This is a genomic window from Gordonia sesuvii, assembly GCF_036350415.1.
In the GTDB taxonomy this organism is placed as follows: domain Bacteria; phylum Actinomycetota; class Actinomycetes; order Mycobacteriales; family Mycobacteriaceae; genus Gordonia; species Gordonia sesuvii.
Genome location: NZ_JAZDUF010000004.1, coordinates 492455 through 509607, shown reverse-complemented (window position 1 = coordinate 509607; position 17153 = coordinate 492455). Strand labels below are relative to the sequence as shown.

Genomic DNA, 17153 nt, shown 5'->3' with positions numbered 1-17153 from the left:
AGCGGCGTCAGCCGGGCAGCAGGCTGGCCTGACCGACCACGATCGACACCGACTCGTCCTTGCGTACGCGTGACCCCGGCTCCGGGGTCTGGCCGATGACCCGGCCGTCGTCGGGGCTGGTGATCGGCACGTTGCGGTTGGTGCGGGTCAGCGTGTTGTCCTCCCAGCCGGCCGCGACCAGACGCGCCCGGGCCTGCTGCGGCGTCTGGCCCCGCAGGTTCGGCATCACGAAGAGATTGCCGCGCGACACCACGATCTGCACCGTCGAACCCTGTTCCACCGTCGCGCCGGCCTCCGGAGAACTGCTCACGACCTGACCGGCCGGCAGTTGCGAGTCGCCGGCGACGGCCACCACCTCCAAGCCGATCTGCTCGAGCACGGTGCGGGCCGCCTCCTCGGTCTGCCCGGTGACGTCGGGGACGGTGACCTCCTTCGGCCCGTTGCCGATGTGGACCACGACCGCCCCGTTCACCGGGGCCTCGGTGCCCACCGGGGGTGTCGTCCCGGTGACCCGGTCCAGCAGCTCCGGGGTGGAGTCGACCCGGTCGGTGCGGACGTTGGAGAACCCGAGGACGCGCAGCGCCTCGGTGGCCTCGTCGGGTGACTGACCGCGCAGGTCGGGCATCGGATGGCGCTGCGGTCCGGATGACACATACAGCGTGATCTCGGAACCTTCGGTGGCCAGCACGTTCTCCGCCGGGGCCGACCGCGTCGCCGATCCCTCGGCGACCTCCAGGCTGGGTTCCTCGAGTTCGGTGACCGTGAAACCGGCCTCCCGCAGGCTGTCGCGCGCCTCGGCCGACGGCATCCCGACGACGGCGGGCACCGGAATCTGCCGGGCGGTCTCCGACCCCCACGGCGACCACAACAGCAGTCCCGTCACCAACGCCGCGACCAGGGCGATCGCGCCGACGACGAGGCCGCGGACCCGGCGCCGCTGCGGCGGATCCACATCGTCGGTGTCCTCGCGACGGTGCGACCCACCAGACGGCACCACCCGGCGCGGACCGGAGTCGGTCAACGAGCGGCGGGAGGTGCTGTCGATGAACTCGGTGCGGTCCTCGTCGGACATCAGCATCGGGGCCGAGGGTTTGCCGCCGGCGAGCACCTTGATCAGATCCGACCGCAGGTCCGCCGCAGACTGATACCGGTTGGCGGGGTTCTTGCTCATCGCCTTGAGGACCACCGAGTCCAGCTCCCGCGGGATCTCGGTGCGGATCGACGACGGCCACTCCGGATCCTCGTGCACGTGCTGATGGGCGACGGCGACCGGCGAGTCCCCGGTGAACGGCGGCTGACCGGTGAGCAGTTCGAACAGCACGCAGCCCATCGAGTAGATGTCGCTGCGCGGATCGACCTTGATGCCGCGCGCCTGCTCCGGCGACAGGTACTGCGCGGTACCCATGACCGCCGACGTCTGCGTCATCGTCGACGTGGTGTCGCTCATGGCCCGGGCGATGCCGAAGTCCATCACCTTCACCGCGCCGGCCTTGTCGATCATCACGTTCGCCGGCTTCATGTCGCGGTGCACGATGCCGTTGCGGTGGGAGAAGTCCATCGCCGCAGCCACATCCGCCATCCAGGTCATGGCCTGACGCGGCGACACCGGACCATTGGATCGCAGCACGTCGCGCAGCGTGTCACCGTCGACGTACTCCATCACGATGAACGGCAACGGGCCGTCCTCGGTCTCGGCCTCCCCGGTGTCGAAGACCTGCACGATCGTCGGATGGTTCAGTTTGGCGGCGTTCTGCGCCTCGCGGCGGAAGCGCAGATAAAAGGTGGGGTCGCGGGCCAGGTCGGCGCGCAGCACCTTGATCGCCACATCACGGTGCAGTCGGAGATCCCGGGCGAAATGGACCTCCGACATACCACCGAACCCGAGCGTCTCGCCGAGTTCGTAGCGATCGGAGAGATGGTGCGGCGTCGACATCACCTTGCGCTCACCATCTTTCGCAGCTCCGATCCGGTGCACCGCCCAGTAGCGGGCACCCCTGGATCGTCCTCACAACCGACACCTCATCCATTATCGCCATCTGTGCGGCTGGACAGCCCGGGGATCGTGAACGACGGGAACACCGGCTGCTCCGCGGTCGGCGCACCCGGATCGGTGGTGTCCGGCGGGGTGTCGGTGACGGTCGGTTCCTCGGTGGTCGGCTCCGGCGTCGGCTCCGTGGTGGTGGGCCGTTCCCGCGTCGTGGTCTCCGGTTCGGGTTCGGGCTCCACCTGCTCCTCGGTCGTCTCCGGGGCGGCCGTGGTGGTCTCGGTGATCGTGGTGGTCGACGACGTCGCGGGTGCCTCCGGCGACGACGAGTCGAGGTTCAGCAACCAGTAGCCGATCAGCACGAGCGCTGCGAGCAGCAACGCGCCGGCGACCCCGGCGAGCACCTTCTGCCCGGTGGTCCAGCTGTTGTCGTCGGCCGGCGGCATCGGACGGCTCGGCGGACGGCTGGTGGTGCGCGCGGTCGACGGCTGCGTCGACGACCCGGTCATCGCGCGGGTCTGCGACGGACGCATCGCGGCTGCCGCAGCGGCTCCGCCGACGGCACCGGCCGCCGCGGCACCCGCGATCAGGCCGGGACGCGGCGGACGATGCCCGGCGCGCACCGCGGCGACCGCGTCGGCGAACTCGCCGCCGTTGGCGTAGCGCTGCTTCGGGTCCTTGGCCATCGTCGTGTCGATGAGCTCGCGCACGTTGCCCGGAACGGTGTTCGGCAGCGGCGGCGGCGTCTCCCGGATGTGCTTCATCGCGACGGTGATCGCCCCGTCGCCGAGGAACGGACGTCGACCGGTCAGCGCCTCGTAGCCGACGACGCCGAGTGAGTACACGTCCGACGCGGCGGTCGCCTCGTCGCCGGTGGCCTGCTCCGGGGAGATGTACTGCGCGGTGCCCATCACCATGCCGGTCTGGGTGACCGGCGCCGAGTCGACCGCCTTGGCGATGCCGAAGTCGGTGATCTTGACCTGCCCGGTGGGCGTGATCAGGATGTTGCCTGGCTTCACGTCGCGGTGCACCAGCCCTTGGGTGTGCGCGGCCTGCAACGCCCGCCCGGTCTGCTCGAGCATGTCGAGGGTGTTGGTCAACGACAGTCGACCCATCCGGGAGATGACCGAGTTCAGCGGTTCACCGTCGACGAGCTCCATCACCAGGTAGGCCAGTGGTTCGCCGCCGCCGCGGTCGGGCGTCTCGCCGTAGTCGAAGACGTTGGCGATGCCGGGGTGATTGAGCTTGGCGGTGGTCTGCGCCTCGGTCCGGAACCGTGCGGTGAACTCCGGGTCGTGGGTGTACTCGGCTTTGAGTACCTTCACCGCCACCCGCCGATTGAGTCGGGCGTCGAGGGCTTCCCACACCTGACCCATGCCACCGGTCGCGATCAGACGCATCAGCCGGTAGCGGTCGGCGATGGTGGTGCCGCTCTGCAACGTCATCAGCTTGCACCTCCCACCACTGCATTGATCACGGCGCGTCCGATCGGCGCCGCGACGGTCCCGCCGGTTGATGCGGGACCCGGATCTCCGTTCTCCACCACAACGGCGACCGCCACCTGAGCGTTCGATGACGGTCCGAACGCGATGTACCAGGAGAACGGGGTCTCCGATTCCACGTCGGAGCTCGACGAGTGTTCGGCGGTGCCGGTCTTCGACGCGATCGACACCGGTCCGCCGGCGCCCTGGGTGTTGCGTTCGGAATCGATCATCATCGAGGTCAGCGTCGCCGCCTGGTCGGAGCTGATCGGCTCGTTGATCGTGGCCGGTTGTGTCGTATGCAGGGTACGCAGGTCTGCCGCCTGCAGCCGATCGACGAGGTAGGGCTGCATGCGGACGCCGCCGTTGGCGACGGACGCCGCGACCATCGCCATCTGCATCGGCGTCACCCGCACGTCGCGCTGGCCGATGGACGCCTGGCCGAGTGCGGCGAGATCGGGGATCGCGCCGACCGTCGACTGCGACACCGGTAGCGGCGTGTCGGGCTGCTCTTCGTCGAGGCCGAAGCGGTTGGCGGTCTCACTGAACACGGTGATCGGGTCCCTCATCTTGCTCGTCGTCAGGTCGACGAAGGCCGTGTTGCAGGAGTACTGGAACGCCTGCGAGAGCGTCACGGTACCGCCCGACGACCCGGGGCAGGTCTGGCCGCCGTAGTTGCTCAGCGGCGTGACCGTGTCGGGCAGGGTGATCTCGGGCGCGGCGGTGAGCCGGATGTCGGGGTTCACGCCGTCGCGCAGGGCGGCCGCGGTCGTGACCACCTTGAACGTCGACCCGGGTGGGTAGAGCTGGTTGATGGCCCGGTTGAGCATCGGATTGTTGATGTCGCCCGGCTGATTCCATGTCGCCCAGCTGCGCTCACGGACCTCCTGGTCGTGGCTGGCGAGGCGGTTCGGGTCGTAGCTCGGCGACGACGCCATCGCCAGGATCTTGCCGGTGTTGGGCTGCAACGCGACCACCGCGCCGCGGCATCCGCCCTGGCAGCCGTTGCGCAGACCGTCGTAGGCCACCCGCTGCAGCCGCGGCATGATCGTGCTGACCACGTTGCCGCCCCGGGGATCGCGGCCGGCGAACATGTCGGTGAACCGCTGGCCGAACAGGCGGTCGTCGTTGCCGTTGAGGATCGAGTTCTCGTACAGCTCCAGACCGGTGCTGCCGTACTGGAACGAGTAGTAGCCGGTGACCGGCGCGAACGCCTCGGCGCCGTTCGGTGGGTAGGTGCGCAGGAACCGCAGACGACCGTCGGTCGGCACCGACACGGCCACCACCGAACCGCCGCCGGCGGTGATCGCGCCGCGCTGCCGGGAGTATTCGTCGAGCAGCACCCGGTTGTTGCGGGGATCCGAGCGCAGTTCGTCGGCCTTGAACACCTGCACGTAGGTGGCGTTGGCCAGTAGCGCGACGACCATCACGATCACCGCGATCGACACCCGTTCGATCTGTTTGTTCATCGGCGCACCGCCTGGGTCGGCAGCGATTCGATGCTCTTGGGCGGCGGTCGGCGCCGGGTCGGGTCGGGTTCGCGTGCGGCGTTGGAGATTCGGATGAGCAGTGCCACCAGGATGTAGTTGGCCAGCAGTGACGACCCGCCGTAGGAGAGGAACGGGGTGGTGAGGCCGGTCAGCGGGATCAGCTTGGTGACGCCGCCGACGACGACGAAGATCTGCACCGCGATGGTGAACGAGAGTCCCGTCGCGAGGAGTTTGCCGAAGCTGTCACGGACCGCGACCCCGGTGCGCAGCCCGCGCATCACGAAGATCATGTACAGCACCAGCACCGCGGCGAGCCCGGTGAGGCCGAGTTCCTCACCGACGGTGGCGATGATGAAGTCGGTGTTGGCGAACGGCACGATGTTCGGTCGCCCGGAACCCAGCCCGGTGCCGAACAGTCCGCCGGTGGCCAGCCCGAACAGGCTCTGCCCGATCTGGTAGCCGGAACCGTCGAAGTCGCTGAAGGGATCCCGCCAGATCTCCACACGGACCTGCAGGTGACCGAAGATCTGGTAGGCGATGAACGCGCCGACGACGAACAGCGAGACGCCGAGCACGAGCCAGCTGGCGCGTCCGGTCGCGACGTAGACCATGGTGAGGATGGTCGAGAAGATCAGCAGTGAGCTACCGAGATCCGACGAGTAGGTCAGCACGGCGATCGACACGAACCACGCCGCCAGCAGCGGTCCGAGGTCGCGGGCGCGTGGGAAGTCCATGCCCAGGAAGTGTTTTCCCGCGGTGGTGAACAGATCACGCTTGGACACCAGGAACGCCGCGGTGAAGATGATGATCAGAATCTTGGCGAACTCGCTGGGCTGGATCGAGAAGAACGGCAGGATGATCCAGTTCTTGGAGCCGTTGATCTCCGACATCGACGACGGCAGCACCGCCGGGATGATCAGCAGGACAAGGCCGGCCAGGCCCAGCGTGTAGGCGTACCGCGACAGTGTCCGGTGATCGCGGATGAAGATCAGCACCGCCGAGAACGCGATGATGCCCAGCACCGCCCACAGCAGTTGCTGGTCGGCGTTGTTGGTGACATCGGTGGTGTTGATCGATTCACCGGTCGCGCCGGTGCCGAGGTCGAGGCGGTGGATCAACACCAGACCGAGCCCGTTGAGGACGGCGACCACCGGCAGCAGGATCGGGTCGGCGTGCGGTGCGTACCGGCGCACCACCAGATGCGCGACCGCGAACAGCGCGGTGTAGGCGAGGACGTACTTCGCGAGATCCCAGGTGATGGTCTGTTCCTGGGCGGACTGCACGATCAGCAGTGCCACCGTCACCAGCCCGATGGCGAAACCGAGCAGCAGCATCTCGGCGGTGCGGCCGGTCTGTTCGGGTGGTTGGCGCGGTGGTGCGTGGAGGGTCGCAGACGGTTCACTCATCTAGTGGCCCCGACAGATCTTGTTGCCGTCGTTGTCGTATTGCGGTGACGTCGAGGTCGACTCGGTGGTGGTGACCGGCGCCGGATTGCTGGCCGGTGCGGGGCTGGGTTCGGGCTGTCCGGGGCGGGGTGCCGGCGACGGTTCGGGTGCCGGCGCCGGCAGCGGCTCCGGGCACAGCGGGAGGAACGTCAACTGCTCGACGCGGTCCTCGGCGTCGGCGAGCGGCATGTTGCGGATCGAATTGCCTTCCACCGCATTACGGTCGAGTTCGGCGAGATCCGAGGTCTGTAGCGGGGTGCAGGTGTCCGAGGACTGGTACTCCACGAACTCCACCTGCGGTTGCTCCTGGTCGAGACCGGTGACGCAGACCGTCTGGTTGGCCGAACTCAGGTCGACGAACAGCACCTTGTCCGGCGACCCCTGATAGATCACCACTTCGCTGTTCTCGGCGCCGACGAAGTAGCTGTTGCGCACCATCGCCCTCGTCACGAAGAAGCCGGCGATGAGCAGTGCGACGACGGCCAGCGCGGTGCCGGCGAACACCCAGCGGCGCCACGGCCGGTGCGGCGGCGGGCTGTCGTCGTCGGCCATGATGGTGGGTCGCTGCGGCTTCTCCGCAGGTGGCCGCAGCGCCGCTGCGCGTCCGGCCGCGGTTGCCGGGTTGGGCGTGTAGTCGTCGTCATCGCCGGCGGCTCCGCCGACGATAGGCCGCGAATCGCCGTACTCGGTGTCGACGACGTCGGCGACGATCACGGTGACGTTGTCGGGACCGCCGCCACGCAGCGCGAGTTCGATGAGCCGGTCGGCACATTCCTTGTGGTCGGCGATCGATCCGAGGGTGTCGGCGAGGGTCTCCTCGCTGACCACGTCGGACAGTCCGTCGCTGCACAGCATGTAGCGATCACCGGCGCGGGCCTCGCGGATGGTGAGGGTGGGTTCCACCTCTTGGCCGGTCAAAGCACGCATGATCAGCGACCGCTGCGGATGGGTGTGTGCCTGTTCGGCGGTGATGCGTCCCTCGTCGACGAGGGTCTGCACGAACGTGTCGTCGCGGGTGATCTGGGTGAGCTGGCCGTCGCGGTACAGGTAGCCGCGCGAGTCGCCGATGTGACACAGGCCGATCCGGCTGCCCGCGAACAGGATCGCGGTGAGCGTGGTGCCCATGCCCTCGAGCTCGGGAGCGTGCTCGACCTGGGCGGCGATCGCCGAGTTGCCGTTGTGGGTGGCCCGGTCGAGCTGGGCGAGCAGGTCGCCGCCGGGCTCGTCGTCGTCGAGGTTGCGCAGCGCCTGGATCACCAGTTGGCTGGCGACCTCCCCGGCGGCGTGTCCACCCATGCCGTCGGCGAGTGCGAGCAACCGCGCCCCGGCATAGACGGAGTCCTCGTTGTTGGAGCGGACCAGACCTCGGTCGCTTCGCGCGATATAGCGCAGTACCAAGGTCACGGGCGCAGCTCGATCACGGTCTTGCCGATACGGATCGGCGTGTTGATCGGGACACGCGCTGCCGTGGTCACCTTCGACCGATCCAGATAGGTGCCGTTCGTGGATCCGAGATCCTCGACGTACCAGTCGTCTCCGCGGCGCGACAGCCGGGCGTGTCGCTCAGAGGCGTAGTCGTCGGTCAGGACCAGGGTCGAGTCGTCGGCACGCCCGAGCAGCACCGGCTGGGTACCGAGGGTGATGCGGGTGTTGGCGAGAGTGCCCTGCGTGACGACCAGGTAGCGCGCAGATCCGCGCGCCGCCCGTGTGTTGGACCGGTCGCGCTTGTCGGCCCTCGTGTGTCGCGTCAGACGGTTGCCGCCGGCCGATGCGATGTCGGCGCGCAGGGTCCGGATGACGGCGTACACGAACAGCCAGAGCAGCAGCAGGAACCCGATTCGGGTCAGCTGCAGCACCAAGCCCTGCATTAAGTGTTCACCTCCAGCGCCATCACTTCTCGGCCCGCTCGTTCCACCCCGGGCGCCGGTCGTAGAAACGGACCCGACTGCATCTTATGGGCAGACTGAGGTTTCGCCGGCATCGAGATGTGACAGTTCAGTATCAACGCCCGGTCTCGCTGTGAGAGACCGGGTGAATGACAGGTGACTACTGGAACCGGACGGTGATGTCGGAGTGGCCGACGCGGATACGGTCGCCGTCGGCGAGTTCCCAGCTGCTCACCTGCAGGTCGTTGACTGTGGTGCCGTTGGTCGAATTCAGGTCGGTCAGCATCGCGACGCTGCCGTCCCAACGGATCTCCACATGCCGGCGGGACACGCCGGTGTCCGGGAGACGGAACTGGGCGTCCTGGCCGCGGCCGATGATGTTGGAGCCCTCCCGTAGCTGGAAGGTGCGGTTGCTACCGTCCTCGAGGAGCAGCGTGATCGCGGCGGGCGCGTAGCCGGCCGGGCGGCCGTAGCCCTGGTCGTAGCCACCCTGGCCATAACCGTAGGCGGGCTGGCCGTAGCCCTGCTGGTAATCGCCCTGCTGGTAGTCGTAGCCGCCCTGCGCATACCCCTGGTCGGCGTAACCCTGGTCGTAACCGCCCTGCTGGTAGCCCTGGTTGTAGCCGGGCTGGCCGTAGCCCTGGTCATACCCCTGCGCGTAGCCCTGGTCGGCGTAACCCTGCTGTGCGTAAGCGGGGTCGTAGCCCTGGTCGTACCCGGGCTGGCCGTAGCCCTGCTGTGCGTACGCCGGGTCGTAGCCCTGCTGCTCGTAGCCCTGCGGGTAGCCGGCCTGCTGGTAGTCGGCTTGCTGGTAGTCCGCTCGCTGGTAGTCATAGCCACCCTGCTGGCCACCCTGGTCATACGCCGGGTCACTGCCCCTGCGCTGGTCGTATCCGGGGTTGTTGGTCATTTGTGGGGCTCCTACTTGTCGGTGTGCACTTCCTGGGTGCTGTTCTGCGTGTGCGCGCGGCGCCGGTTCTTGCGGGCCGGGCGACATCGGTCGGGGTCGGACATCCGGGTTCACCGCACCGTGGGCACGGAAGATACCGGTGTGCAAAGACGGTGACTCGTCGAACTCTACGACGACCCGCCCGTAGGTCTGCCAACCGTTGTCGGCGATGAAGTTCTCCAGGTGCTTGGAGAAGGTCTTGCGATTGAGCTCGTAATCGGCCGCGACGTGCTTGTAGTCGGTGGAGCTGAACGCCAGGGAGTAGCTGTTCGGCGCCAGGATCGCACCGTCACCGAGATCCCGGAGACCTTCCTGTGCCTCGCGCTGGAGGCCGTTCTCGATCTCCTGGGGAGCCACCTGGCCCCCGAAGACTCGCGCGAAGCCGTCGTCGACAGCTCCCTCGAGCTTGCGTTCGATACGCTGCAAAATACCCACCGGCGACCCTCCCTTCGCGGCGTCGTGCACACGGTCGTGGCGTGTCGCCGTGCGTATGGCCTTGATAGATGATACCGATTCTGCCCTTTGAGCCCGGGTTGACGTCAATGCAGCAACGTCCGCAACATCAGTCTCACCGATGTCGTGGGGTTCACCCTACCCGCCACATGGCCCCTGACCAGCGCATACCCGTGTATTTCCGATCACGAATGGGTACATTTACCTCGGCAAACGTGCGCCCCGATCCGTCGACTGTGCCCCCTTTCGCGTCGACTGGGCGCCGTTTCCTGTCGACTGTGCGCCGTTTCCCGTCGACTGGGTGCCGTTCCGCGTCGACTGTGCGCCGTTTCGTGTCGACTGGGTGCCAGATCCCGTCCACTGGGCACCCGACCAATGCGTTTTGCTTCCGCACCCCCGCCCTTGCTATCGTCTTCCAGTCTCACGCGGACAGCCACGGGCGAGTGGCGGAATGGCAGACGCGCTGGCTTCAGGTGCCAGTGTCCTTCGGGACGTGGGGGTTCAAGTCCCCCTTCGCCCACCACGAGCAGTTCAGCTCACAGCGGTACATCAGGTCAGGTTGCGGAATGCGCCTGGCCTTTTGTTTTGTCACGATGTATCGCTGATTCGGGTCGGTGTCGGAACACCTGCCCGTCAATTCTTTTGTCGGACAGCGCCATACGGCAGGTGACTGGGTACCGAAGCGACTAGCTTTGAATGCGTCCCCAACCGTAACCGGGAAGGTGCTCGCAGTGGAGAGAAAAGCAAACGCTGGCCCCGATGACACCTCGCTTCTGAAAGTACTGGGCAACTGGGACGTGTTGGCTCTCGGTTTCGGTGCGATGATCGGCTTCGGCTGGGTCGTTCTCACGGGCGAATGGATCGATTCCGCAGGCACGCTCGGGGCCGTGCTGGCGATGGCTGCCGGCGGTGTGATCATGGCCGTGGTCGGACTGACTTATGCCGAACTCACCGCGGCCATGCCAAAGGCCGGCGGTGAGCACAACTTCTTGCTTCGCGGTATGGGTCCGAGATGGTCGTTCGTGGGCTCCTGGGGCATTGTCGGCGGCTATGTGACGATCGTGGCGTTCGAAGCGGTGGCTCTGCCCAGAACCGCGCTGTACATCTTCCCGGGACTCGAACAGATCCAGTTGTGGGAGATTGCGGGCAGCCAGGTCTATCTGACCTGGGCATTGGTCGGCTCGGTCGCAGCGGTCATCATCACCGCCATCAACATCCTCGGGGTCAAACTCGCGAGCGTGGCGCAGACCTTCGTCGTCGTGTTCTTACTGGTCATCGCTCTGATGCTCATCGTCGGAGCGTTCACGGGCGGGTCTGTGGACAACATGCAGCCGCTGTTCACCGGCGGCGTGTCCGGGTTCTTCGCGGTGATCGTGGTGGTGCCGTTCCTGTTCGTCGGGTTCGATGTCATCCCGCAATCCGCAGAGGAAGTGAACGTTCCGGCCCGACAGATCGGACGTCTGGTCGTCATAGCGGTGATTCTTGCGACGATCTTCTACCTGATCATCATCGTCACGACTTCGTCGGCGATGCCCGGCAGCGAGCTGGTCGAGACGGATATTGCCACCGCTGATGCGGTCGGCGCACTGTTCGGCAGTGACGCGATGGCCAACGTTCTGATCGCAGGCGGCATAGCCGGAATCCTGACCTCGTGGAACTCTCTACTCCTCGGCGCGTCACGACTGATGTACTCGATGGCACGTTCCGGAATGCTGCCTGCGTGGTTCGGGAAGTTGCATCCGAGATTCCGCACTCCGGTCAACGCGCTGCTGTTCATCGGTGCCCTGTCGTTCATCGCTCCGTTCTTCGGGGAGGCGATGCTCGGGTGGCTCGTCGACTCCGGATCACCCAGCATCGTGATCGCCTACCTGCTGGTGTCCATCGTGTTCGTGATCCTGCGCCGGCGGGAACCGAACATGGATCGCCCGCTGTGGGTCGGCGGAAATGGCAAGGGCGGACTGGTGATCGGCTGCGCCGCTGTCGTACTCTGCGTCGGGCTGTTGAGCCTCTACCTGCCGGGCATGCCGGCGTTTCTCGACGTTCAGCCGTGGATTCTGTTCGCGGCGTGGTGGTTGCTCGGCGCGCTGTTCCTGTTCCGCATCCCCACGGGCGTACCGCCGGGCGAGGACGCCGAAGAACGGTTGCTGGATGCGCTGCGGACTCGTCGCGCATCGACCGGTAACGACGACTCGACAGGCTGATAGCCGGCGCCGACCTACCCCTGGCCCACCCGCTCGAACCGAGCGACATGCATCAGACTTCCCACTGCTCCGGGATAGCGCCGCAGGGTGAGGCGAACGCGAACCCACTCCCCGTCGGCGCCCAGCAGTTCCACGTCGATCGGGATCTCCATCGCGTCGTCGCCGGCCATCAACGCTTCACGTGCCCGGAGAAACTCCCCGAAGTCCGACGGGTTGACCAGATTTCCGGGGATCGATGAATGGCTGTGTTCCACAGCGGATTCCGCGATGTAGCGCGGGCGCGGTGAGATCCAGTACATCAGGACCGGAACCACGTCCGACGGGTCCGTCGGGCTGGTGCGGTAGGCCACCAGGACCGTGCTGGGGCCGTCGTCGGGGTGTCCGAGCTTCAGCGCCGCGAGCGGGGCGATCTGCGGTTCCTCGGTGTCGGTGACGTCGTGGAACATGCCGCGCACCTCGGTGCCGTCCGGGCCGGCATTGCTGCGGGCAACCCCGCGCCACGCCATCAGGTGCGAATCGTCATGCAAGACAGTCAGACGTCCCTGGAAATGCGTGCGCGATCCGTCGTTCATGCACAGCTCGGCCAGTTCGTTCAGCGCGTCGAACTGCACCACCTTGCGCAGGAACTGGCCGGGATCCCGGGTGTCGCCGAAGCCATCCGGGCTGATCGACGACATCATGTACGACTCCAGGGTGTGTCGGGCCACCAGCGAATCGACGTCCCAGTTGACCGACGCGATGGCCCGTGCCGGAGAAGGGGTTTCGTCGGCCGGCCCGATCCAGGTCTTGATGCCGTAGACGTCGCCCTCGAAGCCCAACACCGGCCGCATCACCACCCGCCGCGGCCCCATCCGGCCGGCGACGATCTGGTCGAGTTCATCGCCGGTTGCGCGGACCTGTGCGACGAGCTCGTCGATACCGGTGATGCCGTCGGAGCGCTGCACGGTGCGCAGCGACGCCCAGTCTCGCTGCTGGCCATCGGTGAACACGATCGACGCCGACGGTTCGGGACAGAACGTCTCGATCAGATACCAGGGCATCCCGTCACCGCCGGGGAGTCGCGACGATGCTGAACGGCTCCGGTCTCAAGGTGGCCCGTTCCCGCATGGACAGTGCCGCAGCGGGTTCGGCCAGGTGCAGCCGGAACCGCGAGATGAGCGCACCGAGCAGCAGCGTCGTCTCGTGGAGCGCGAACTGGCGTCCGATGCAGGAGCGCGGACCGGTTCCCCACGGCGCGAAGTACTTCTCCGAGCTGGCGGTGAGCCGTTCACCGACGAACCGGTCGGCCCGGAAGGTGTGGGCGTCGTCGCCCCACACCTCCGGGTCCCGTTGCGCGGCAAGGGACAGGACGAACACGCCCCGGCCGGCGGGTATCCGGTAGCCGCCCAGGTCCTGGTCGGTCCGCGCGACTCGGAAGAACCCCGGCGCCGGTGGCCACAGGCGGAGGCATTCGTTGATGAAGGCCTTGATGCGGCGGAGTTTGACGACCTCGTCGTAACTGAACTCGGGGCCGCCGGCCAGTTCGGTGGCAGCGAGATCGTCGGCCACGTCCGGATTCGCGGCGAGTTCGTACAGGGCGACTTCCATCAAGGCCGCCGTGGTCTCGTGGCCGGCCGCGAGGAAGGTCAGCACCTGATCGCGCACGTTGTCCAGCGGCAGCGTGGCACCGGTCTCGGGGTCGGGAGTGCTCAGCATGAGCCCGAGCAGGTCGGAGGTGTCGACATCGCCCGCCCGCTGGCGGTCCTCGATGATGGTTTCCACGTATCGGCGGGCGGTCGCGACGTCGCGGTGGCGGCCGGGCGCACTGAGCATCTCTCGAATCGGCCCGATGACCGGTAGATCGTTGGTCGACTCGCTCGCCCACGTCAGCGCGCGGCCGAGCGCCCCGAGGAACTCCTCGGTTCCCGTCACCGCCTGACCGGTGTCGCCCAGCAGGCCCATCCGTTGGGAGAACCCGGCTCGGCCGATCACCTCGAGGGTGGCGGCGGTCATGTCCTGATGCACGTCGACCGTCGGGTGCTTCGTCCATTGGGCCGACAGGTCGGCTGCGACGCTGGACATCGCGTCGTGATAGGCCCGCATGGCGGCCTGGGAGAAACCCGGTGTGAGGATGCGCCGCGCCTGACCCCACAGCGGGTCCTTCGTCTTCGCGGTGAACAGACCGGCGCCCGCCACCTCCCGCAGCTTCGCCAGGGGCCCGACGAGCGCTCGGCCCCAGTTCCGTTCGTCGAGGGTCTGGCTGGCCAGTTTCGCGCCGCCGACCACGATGAGCCGCTCACCCAACAGCAGGCGTTGAAAGATCGGTCCCAGTTCGCGAGTCAATTCGGTCTCGTGCTGGGTGGGCTTGTGGCGATCGACCGACGTCACGTCGCCGAGGACGGGGATGCGCCCGGCAGGGTGTGGCAGTTCGCTGAGCTGCTTTGTCGTCACGACAGCACAGTGTTCCAGACGACGTGTTCCAGACGGCGAGGACGGACCCAGGTCGCGGACGTCTCCCTCGACGCCGTTCGGCCGCGACGGGGACGCGCTCGGCAGGATGACGTCACCTCCCGCTGCTAGCATCGATCGCACAACGCGCGCCTCTCGAGGTGGATGTTCCCGCGGCTCCGGATGTCCGAGCCCGGTCGCGAAACAGGGTCCTGACACGGGCCGGCCCATCTTCGGCCGGCTTGATCGGGCATGTTTTTGCGAGGTGGCAGCGTGGTGATCTCTACATCGTCGGTCGACGAGGTGGCCCGGATGAGGCTGCGGCTCGGCCCGGCCGGCAGATGGATGGAGTCCGACGAACGTCCCGACAGCGAACTGCTGGCGGCCCATGTCGCCGGCGACCGCAGCGCATTCGGCACCTTGATCCGACGTCACGAACGCTACCTGTGGGCGGTCGCCCACCGAACGACGGGCGATCCCGACGATGCTGCCGATGCAATGCAGAACGCCCTGTTCAGTGCCCACCGCAACGCGCATCGTTTCCGCGGAGACGCGCAGGTTCGGACGTGGTTGCATCGGCTGGTCGTCAACGCGGGTCTCGACCGGCTGCGCCGGCGCGGGCGGGTGACGATGCCGCTGCCCAGCGGGGACATGCCCGCGCCGTCGTCGGGAATCGATCACGACGACCGCATCGACATCTCCAGTGCGTTGGCCGCGTTGCCTGCGCATCAGCGGGCCGCGATCGTTGCGGTCGACATCGAAGGCCTCAGCGTCGCCGACGCCGCCGATCGGCTCGGAGTCGCCCCGGGAACCATCAAGAGCCGCTGTGCACGCGGCCGCGCGGCGTTGGCGGTCACGCTGGGTCATCTGCGATCGGCCTGAACGGTGAATCAACGATGGTGAAAGTGGATGAATCGACTTACTCGGCTTGATTCGCCCGCGACACGCTGGACGACGAATTGTAGAGGTATTCCGCAGATTGAAAGTTCATCCTTTTGAGTGAATATGCAGTCGATAACGATTGACACGGTGTGGACGCAAATGCCAACTCGATCAATTCACGGAGGTGAATTTTCGATGCGTCGCTTCGCCCGCACCGCCACTGTGGCCACCGCACTGGGGGCCGCCGCGATGATTTCTCCCGCCGTCGCGACTGCCGCCCCGGACACCGGAAGTCTCGGTGGGGGGCAGTGCGCAGAGATCTCGGCCGAGAACCAGCCCAACGGCTGGGGCAACACCGCCCCAGACGAACAGGGCCAGGCCGGCACCTACTCGACAGACAACGTCCTCGACACGGACGGATCCCTGGAGCTCAAGACCGACGCGCAGAACCCGCGCAAAGCGTCCTACCACTCGGCCGGACGGGTGAAGTTCTCCGAGATCGTGGACACCCCGCTCATCTTCCAGAGCAAGGGCGGCAACGCCAACTGGCAGATCCGTTCCACCGGAGCCGACACCGGAGAGGGCAACGGATTCGTCACGTTTGTGTGGAGCGCGAACGCGGAGGCCGCAGGTGAGCGCAACGCGACCAACTCGGACCAGTGGTGGGCCACGCGAGACCTCGGCGAGGACTTGCCACGAGGCACGCGGGGCACGCTGCAAGAACTGTCCGCCGCCGCGGGTGCGAACACCGTGGTCGACGACTATGGCATCTCGAGTCAGCCCGGGTCGGCCGGCGACACGGTCCACGTCGACAATGTGACATTCAACGGGTGCACCACCAACTTCGCCAAGACCGCACCCAATGCCGGTTTCGGATCTCTGGATAACGTCCTGCCATTCTGAATACGCTGGCCAACAACGAGCCAATTTTAGGATGCGGGCCCCGATTTCGGGGCCCGCATCATTCATGAACGAATTGTCGGATTCATCCTTTTCTGCGATACGTGCGAAGAATGCGATGAACCACCATGGTGGACAACCAAAAACTTGAACCTGAACGCGGATTCAAGTAGCTTCTGAACTGAACTCGACGCGACTCGACATCGAGTCGCGACCGTCCACGACGAGGGATGTGGTGATGGAGCTCGACGGCAAGGTGGCCATCGTGACCGGAGGCGGCGGCGGTATCGGTGCCGCACTGGCGCAGGCTCTTGTCGACCGCGATGTGCGTGTGGTGATCACCGACGTGGTGGCCGACGGTCTCGATCGGGTCGAAGCGGCGCTCGGCGAGGAGGGTTCGGGCGCGGTGGCCACGATCGTCGGCGACGCCGCCTCGCCCGACCACATCGACCGCTCGATCGCACTCGCCGAGTCGCGTTTCGGGCCGGTCGACCTCTACTTCGCCAACGCCGGTATCAGCGGCGCACCCGGCTTGGCAGCGACCGACGACGAGTGGTCGCAGGTCATCGACGTCAACCTGATGGGTCATATCTGTGCGGCCCGACGCCTGGTGCCGGAGTGGGTGCAACGCGGCGGTGGGTACTTCGTGTCGACGGCGTCGGCGGCCGGACTGCTCACCCAACTCGGCTCGGCCACGTACTCGGTCACCAAGCACGCCGCGGTCGGTTTCGCCGAATGGTTGAACGTCACCTACGGCGACCGGGGCGTGCGGGCGAGCTGCCTCTGTCCGATGGGCGTGGACACGAAACTCCTCCGGCCCGACGACACCCCCATCGACGACGAAGCGCTCCTCATGCAGCGCGCCGTCGAGACTGCCGGCCGGGTGCTGACGCCCGCCGAGGTCGCGGGCGTCGTCATGGACGCCATCGACGACGAACGCTTCCTCATCCTCCCCCACCCGGAAGTCCTGGAGATGTACCGGCACAAGGGCGCCGACTACGACCGGTGGCTGAAAGGCATGCGCCGCTACCAGCAGAGCCTGATCTCGTGAACCG

Annotated in this window: 13 protein-coding genes and 1 tRNA gene; 5 read left to right on the top strand and 9 right to left on the bottom strand. The window is 66.8% G+C overall.

Going from position 1 to position 17153, the window contains the following annotated elements:
• Positions 1-7: 7 nt before the first annotated feature.
• The 7 genes from pknB to VZC37_RS16140 form a co-directional block, all read right to left on the bottom strand.
• Positions 8-1933 (bottom strand): Stk1 family PASTA domain-containing Ser/Thr kinase, encoded by a 1926-nt coding sequence (gene pknB, locus VZC37_RS16170; RefSeq protein WP_330433583.1) that lies wholly within the window; start codon positions 1931-1933, stop codon positions 8-10.
• A gap of 86 nt (positions 1934-2019) precedes the next feature.
• On the bottom strand, positions 2020-3429 hold the full coding sequence (locus VZC37_RS16165) for a serine/threonine-protein kinase (RefSeq protein WP_330433582.1): 1410 nt from the start codon (positions 3427-3429) through the stop codon (positions 2020-2022).
• Positions 3429-4934, bottom strand: a complete 1506-nt coding sequence (locus VZC37_RS16160; RefSeq protein ID WP_330433581.1) for a penicillin-binding protein 2 — start codon at positions 4932-4934, stop codon at positions 3429-3431. Before VZC37_RS16160 ends, VZC37_RS16165 begins: the two co-directional genes overlap by 1 nt.
• Positions 4931-6361, bottom strand: coding sequence for an FtsW/RodA/SpoVE family cell cycle protein (locus VZC37_RS16155; protein ID WP_330433580.1), 1431 nt, complete (start codon positions 6359-6361; stop codon positions 4931-4933). Before VZC37_RS16155 ends, VZC37_RS16160 begins: the two co-directional genes overlap by 4 nt.
• Positions 6362-7804 carry a PP2C family protein-serine/threonine phosphatase gene (locus VZC37_RS16150; RefSeq protein WP_330433579.1) on the bottom strand — a complete coding sequence of 481 codons (1443 nt, stop codon included), beginning with the start codon at positions 7802-7804 and terminating at the stop codon, positions 6362-6364. It lies immediately after the preceding gene.
• Positions 7801-8268, bottom strand: coding sequence for an FHA domain-containing protein FhaB/FipA (locus VZC37_RS16145; RefSeq protein WP_330433578.1), 468 nt, complete (start codon positions 8266-8268; stop codon positions 7801-7803). Before VZC37_RS16145 ends, VZC37_RS16150 begins: the two co-directional genes overlap by 4 nt.
• Before the next feature lie 178 nt (positions 8269-8446).
• Positions 8447-9670, bottom strand: coding sequence for an FhaA domain-containing protein (locus VZC37_RS16140; protein WP_330433577.1), 1224 nt, complete (start codon positions 9668-9670; stop codon positions 8447-8449).
• A 455-nt stretch (positions 9671-10125) separates the two neighbouring features.
• Here VZC37_RS16140 and VZC37_RS16135 point away from each other — a divergent pair.
• Positions 10126-10211, top strand: a tRNA-Leu gene (locus tag VZC37_RS16135).
• A gap of 208 nt (positions 10212-10419) precedes the next feature.
• Complete coding sequence (locus tag VZC37_RS16130) at positions 10420-11889, top strand: APC family permease (protein ID WP_330433576.1); 1470 nt, start codon at positions 10420-10422, stop codon at positions 11887-11889.
• Positions 11890-11903: 14 nt separating this feature from the next.
• Here VZC37_RS16130 and VZC37_RS16125 read toward each other — a convergent pair whose 3' ends face one another.
• Both VZC37_RS16125 and VZC37_RS16120 read right to left on the bottom strand, forming a co-directional pair.
• On the bottom strand, positions 11904-12929 hold the full coding sequence (locus VZC37_RS16125; protein WP_330433575.1) for a GAF domain-containing protein: 1026 nt from the start codon (positions 12927-12929) through the stop codon (positions 11904-11906).
• Between the two features lie 4 nt (positions 12930-12933).
• Positions 12934-14319: a cytochrome P450 gene (locus VZC37_RS16120; RefSeq protein ID WP_330433574.1), complete on the bottom strand. Its 1386-nt coding sequence runs from the start codon at positions 14317-14319 to the stop codon at positions 12934-12936.
• A 342-nt stretch (positions 14320-14661) separates the two neighbouring features.
• On the opposite strand from VZC37_RS16120, the gene sigM reads away from it, so the two are divergent.
• The 3 genes from sigM to VZC37_RS16105 all read left to right on the top strand — a co-directional run bounded on the left by sigM (position 14662) and on the right by VZC37_RS16105 (position 17149).
• Complete coding sequence (sigM, locus tag VZC37_RS16115; protein WP_330433792.1) at positions 14662-15198, top strand: RNA polymerase sigma factor SigM; 537 nt, start codon at positions 14662-14664, stop codon at positions 15196-15198.
• 195 nt (positions 15199-15393) lie between these two features.
• The gene (locus tag VZC37_RS16110) at positions 15394-16101 is read left to right on the top strand and encodes a hypothetical protein (RefSeq protein WP_330433573.1); all 708 of its coding nucleotides are present in this window, start codon (positions 15394-15396) and stop codon (positions 16099-16101) included.
• A gap of 235 nt (positions 16102-16336) precedes the next feature.
• Positions 16337-17149, top strand: a complete 813-nt coding sequence (locus VZC37_RS16105; protein WP_330433572.1) for an SDR family oxidoreductase — start codon at positions 16337-16339, stop codon at positions 17147-17149.
• Positions 17150-17153 lie beyond the last annotated feature (4 nt).

Coding starts and splice junctions, on each gene's coding strand:
- pknB (WP_330433583.1), bottom strand. CDS start 1,933: ATGTCGACGCCGCACCATCTCTCCGATCGCTACGAACTCGGCGAGACG.
- VZC37_RS16165 (WP_330433582.1), bottom strand. CDS start 3,429: ATGACGTTGCAGAGCGGCACCACCATCGCCGACCGCTACCGGCTGATG.
- VZC37_RS16160 (WP_330433581.1), bottom strand. CDS start 4,934: ATGAACAAACAGATCGAACGGGTGTCGATCGCGGTGATCGTGATGGTC.
- VZC37_RS16155 (WP_330433580.1), bottom strand. CDS start 6,361: ATGAGTGAACCGTCTGCGACCCTCCACGCACCACCGCGCCAACCACCC.
- VZC37_RS16145 (WP_330433578.1), bottom strand. CDS start 8,268: ATGCAGGGCTTGGTGCTGCAGCTGACCCGAATCGGGTTCCTGCTGCTG.
- VZC37_RS16125 (WP_330433575.1), bottom strand. CDS start 12,929: ATGCCCTGGTATCTGATCGAGACGTTCTGTCCCGAACCGTCGGCGTCG.
- sigM (WP_330433792.1), top strand. CDS start 14,662: ATGGAGTCCGACGAACGTCCCGACAGCGAACTGCTGGCGGCCCATGTC.
- VZC37_RS16110 (WP_330433573.1), top strand. CDS start 15,394: ATGCGTCGCTTCGCCCGCACCGCCACTGTGGCCACCGCACTGGGGGCC.
- VZC37_RS16105 (WP_330433572.1), top strand. CDS start 16,337: ATGGAGCTCGACGGCAAGGTGGCCATCGTGACCGGAGGCGGCGGCGGT.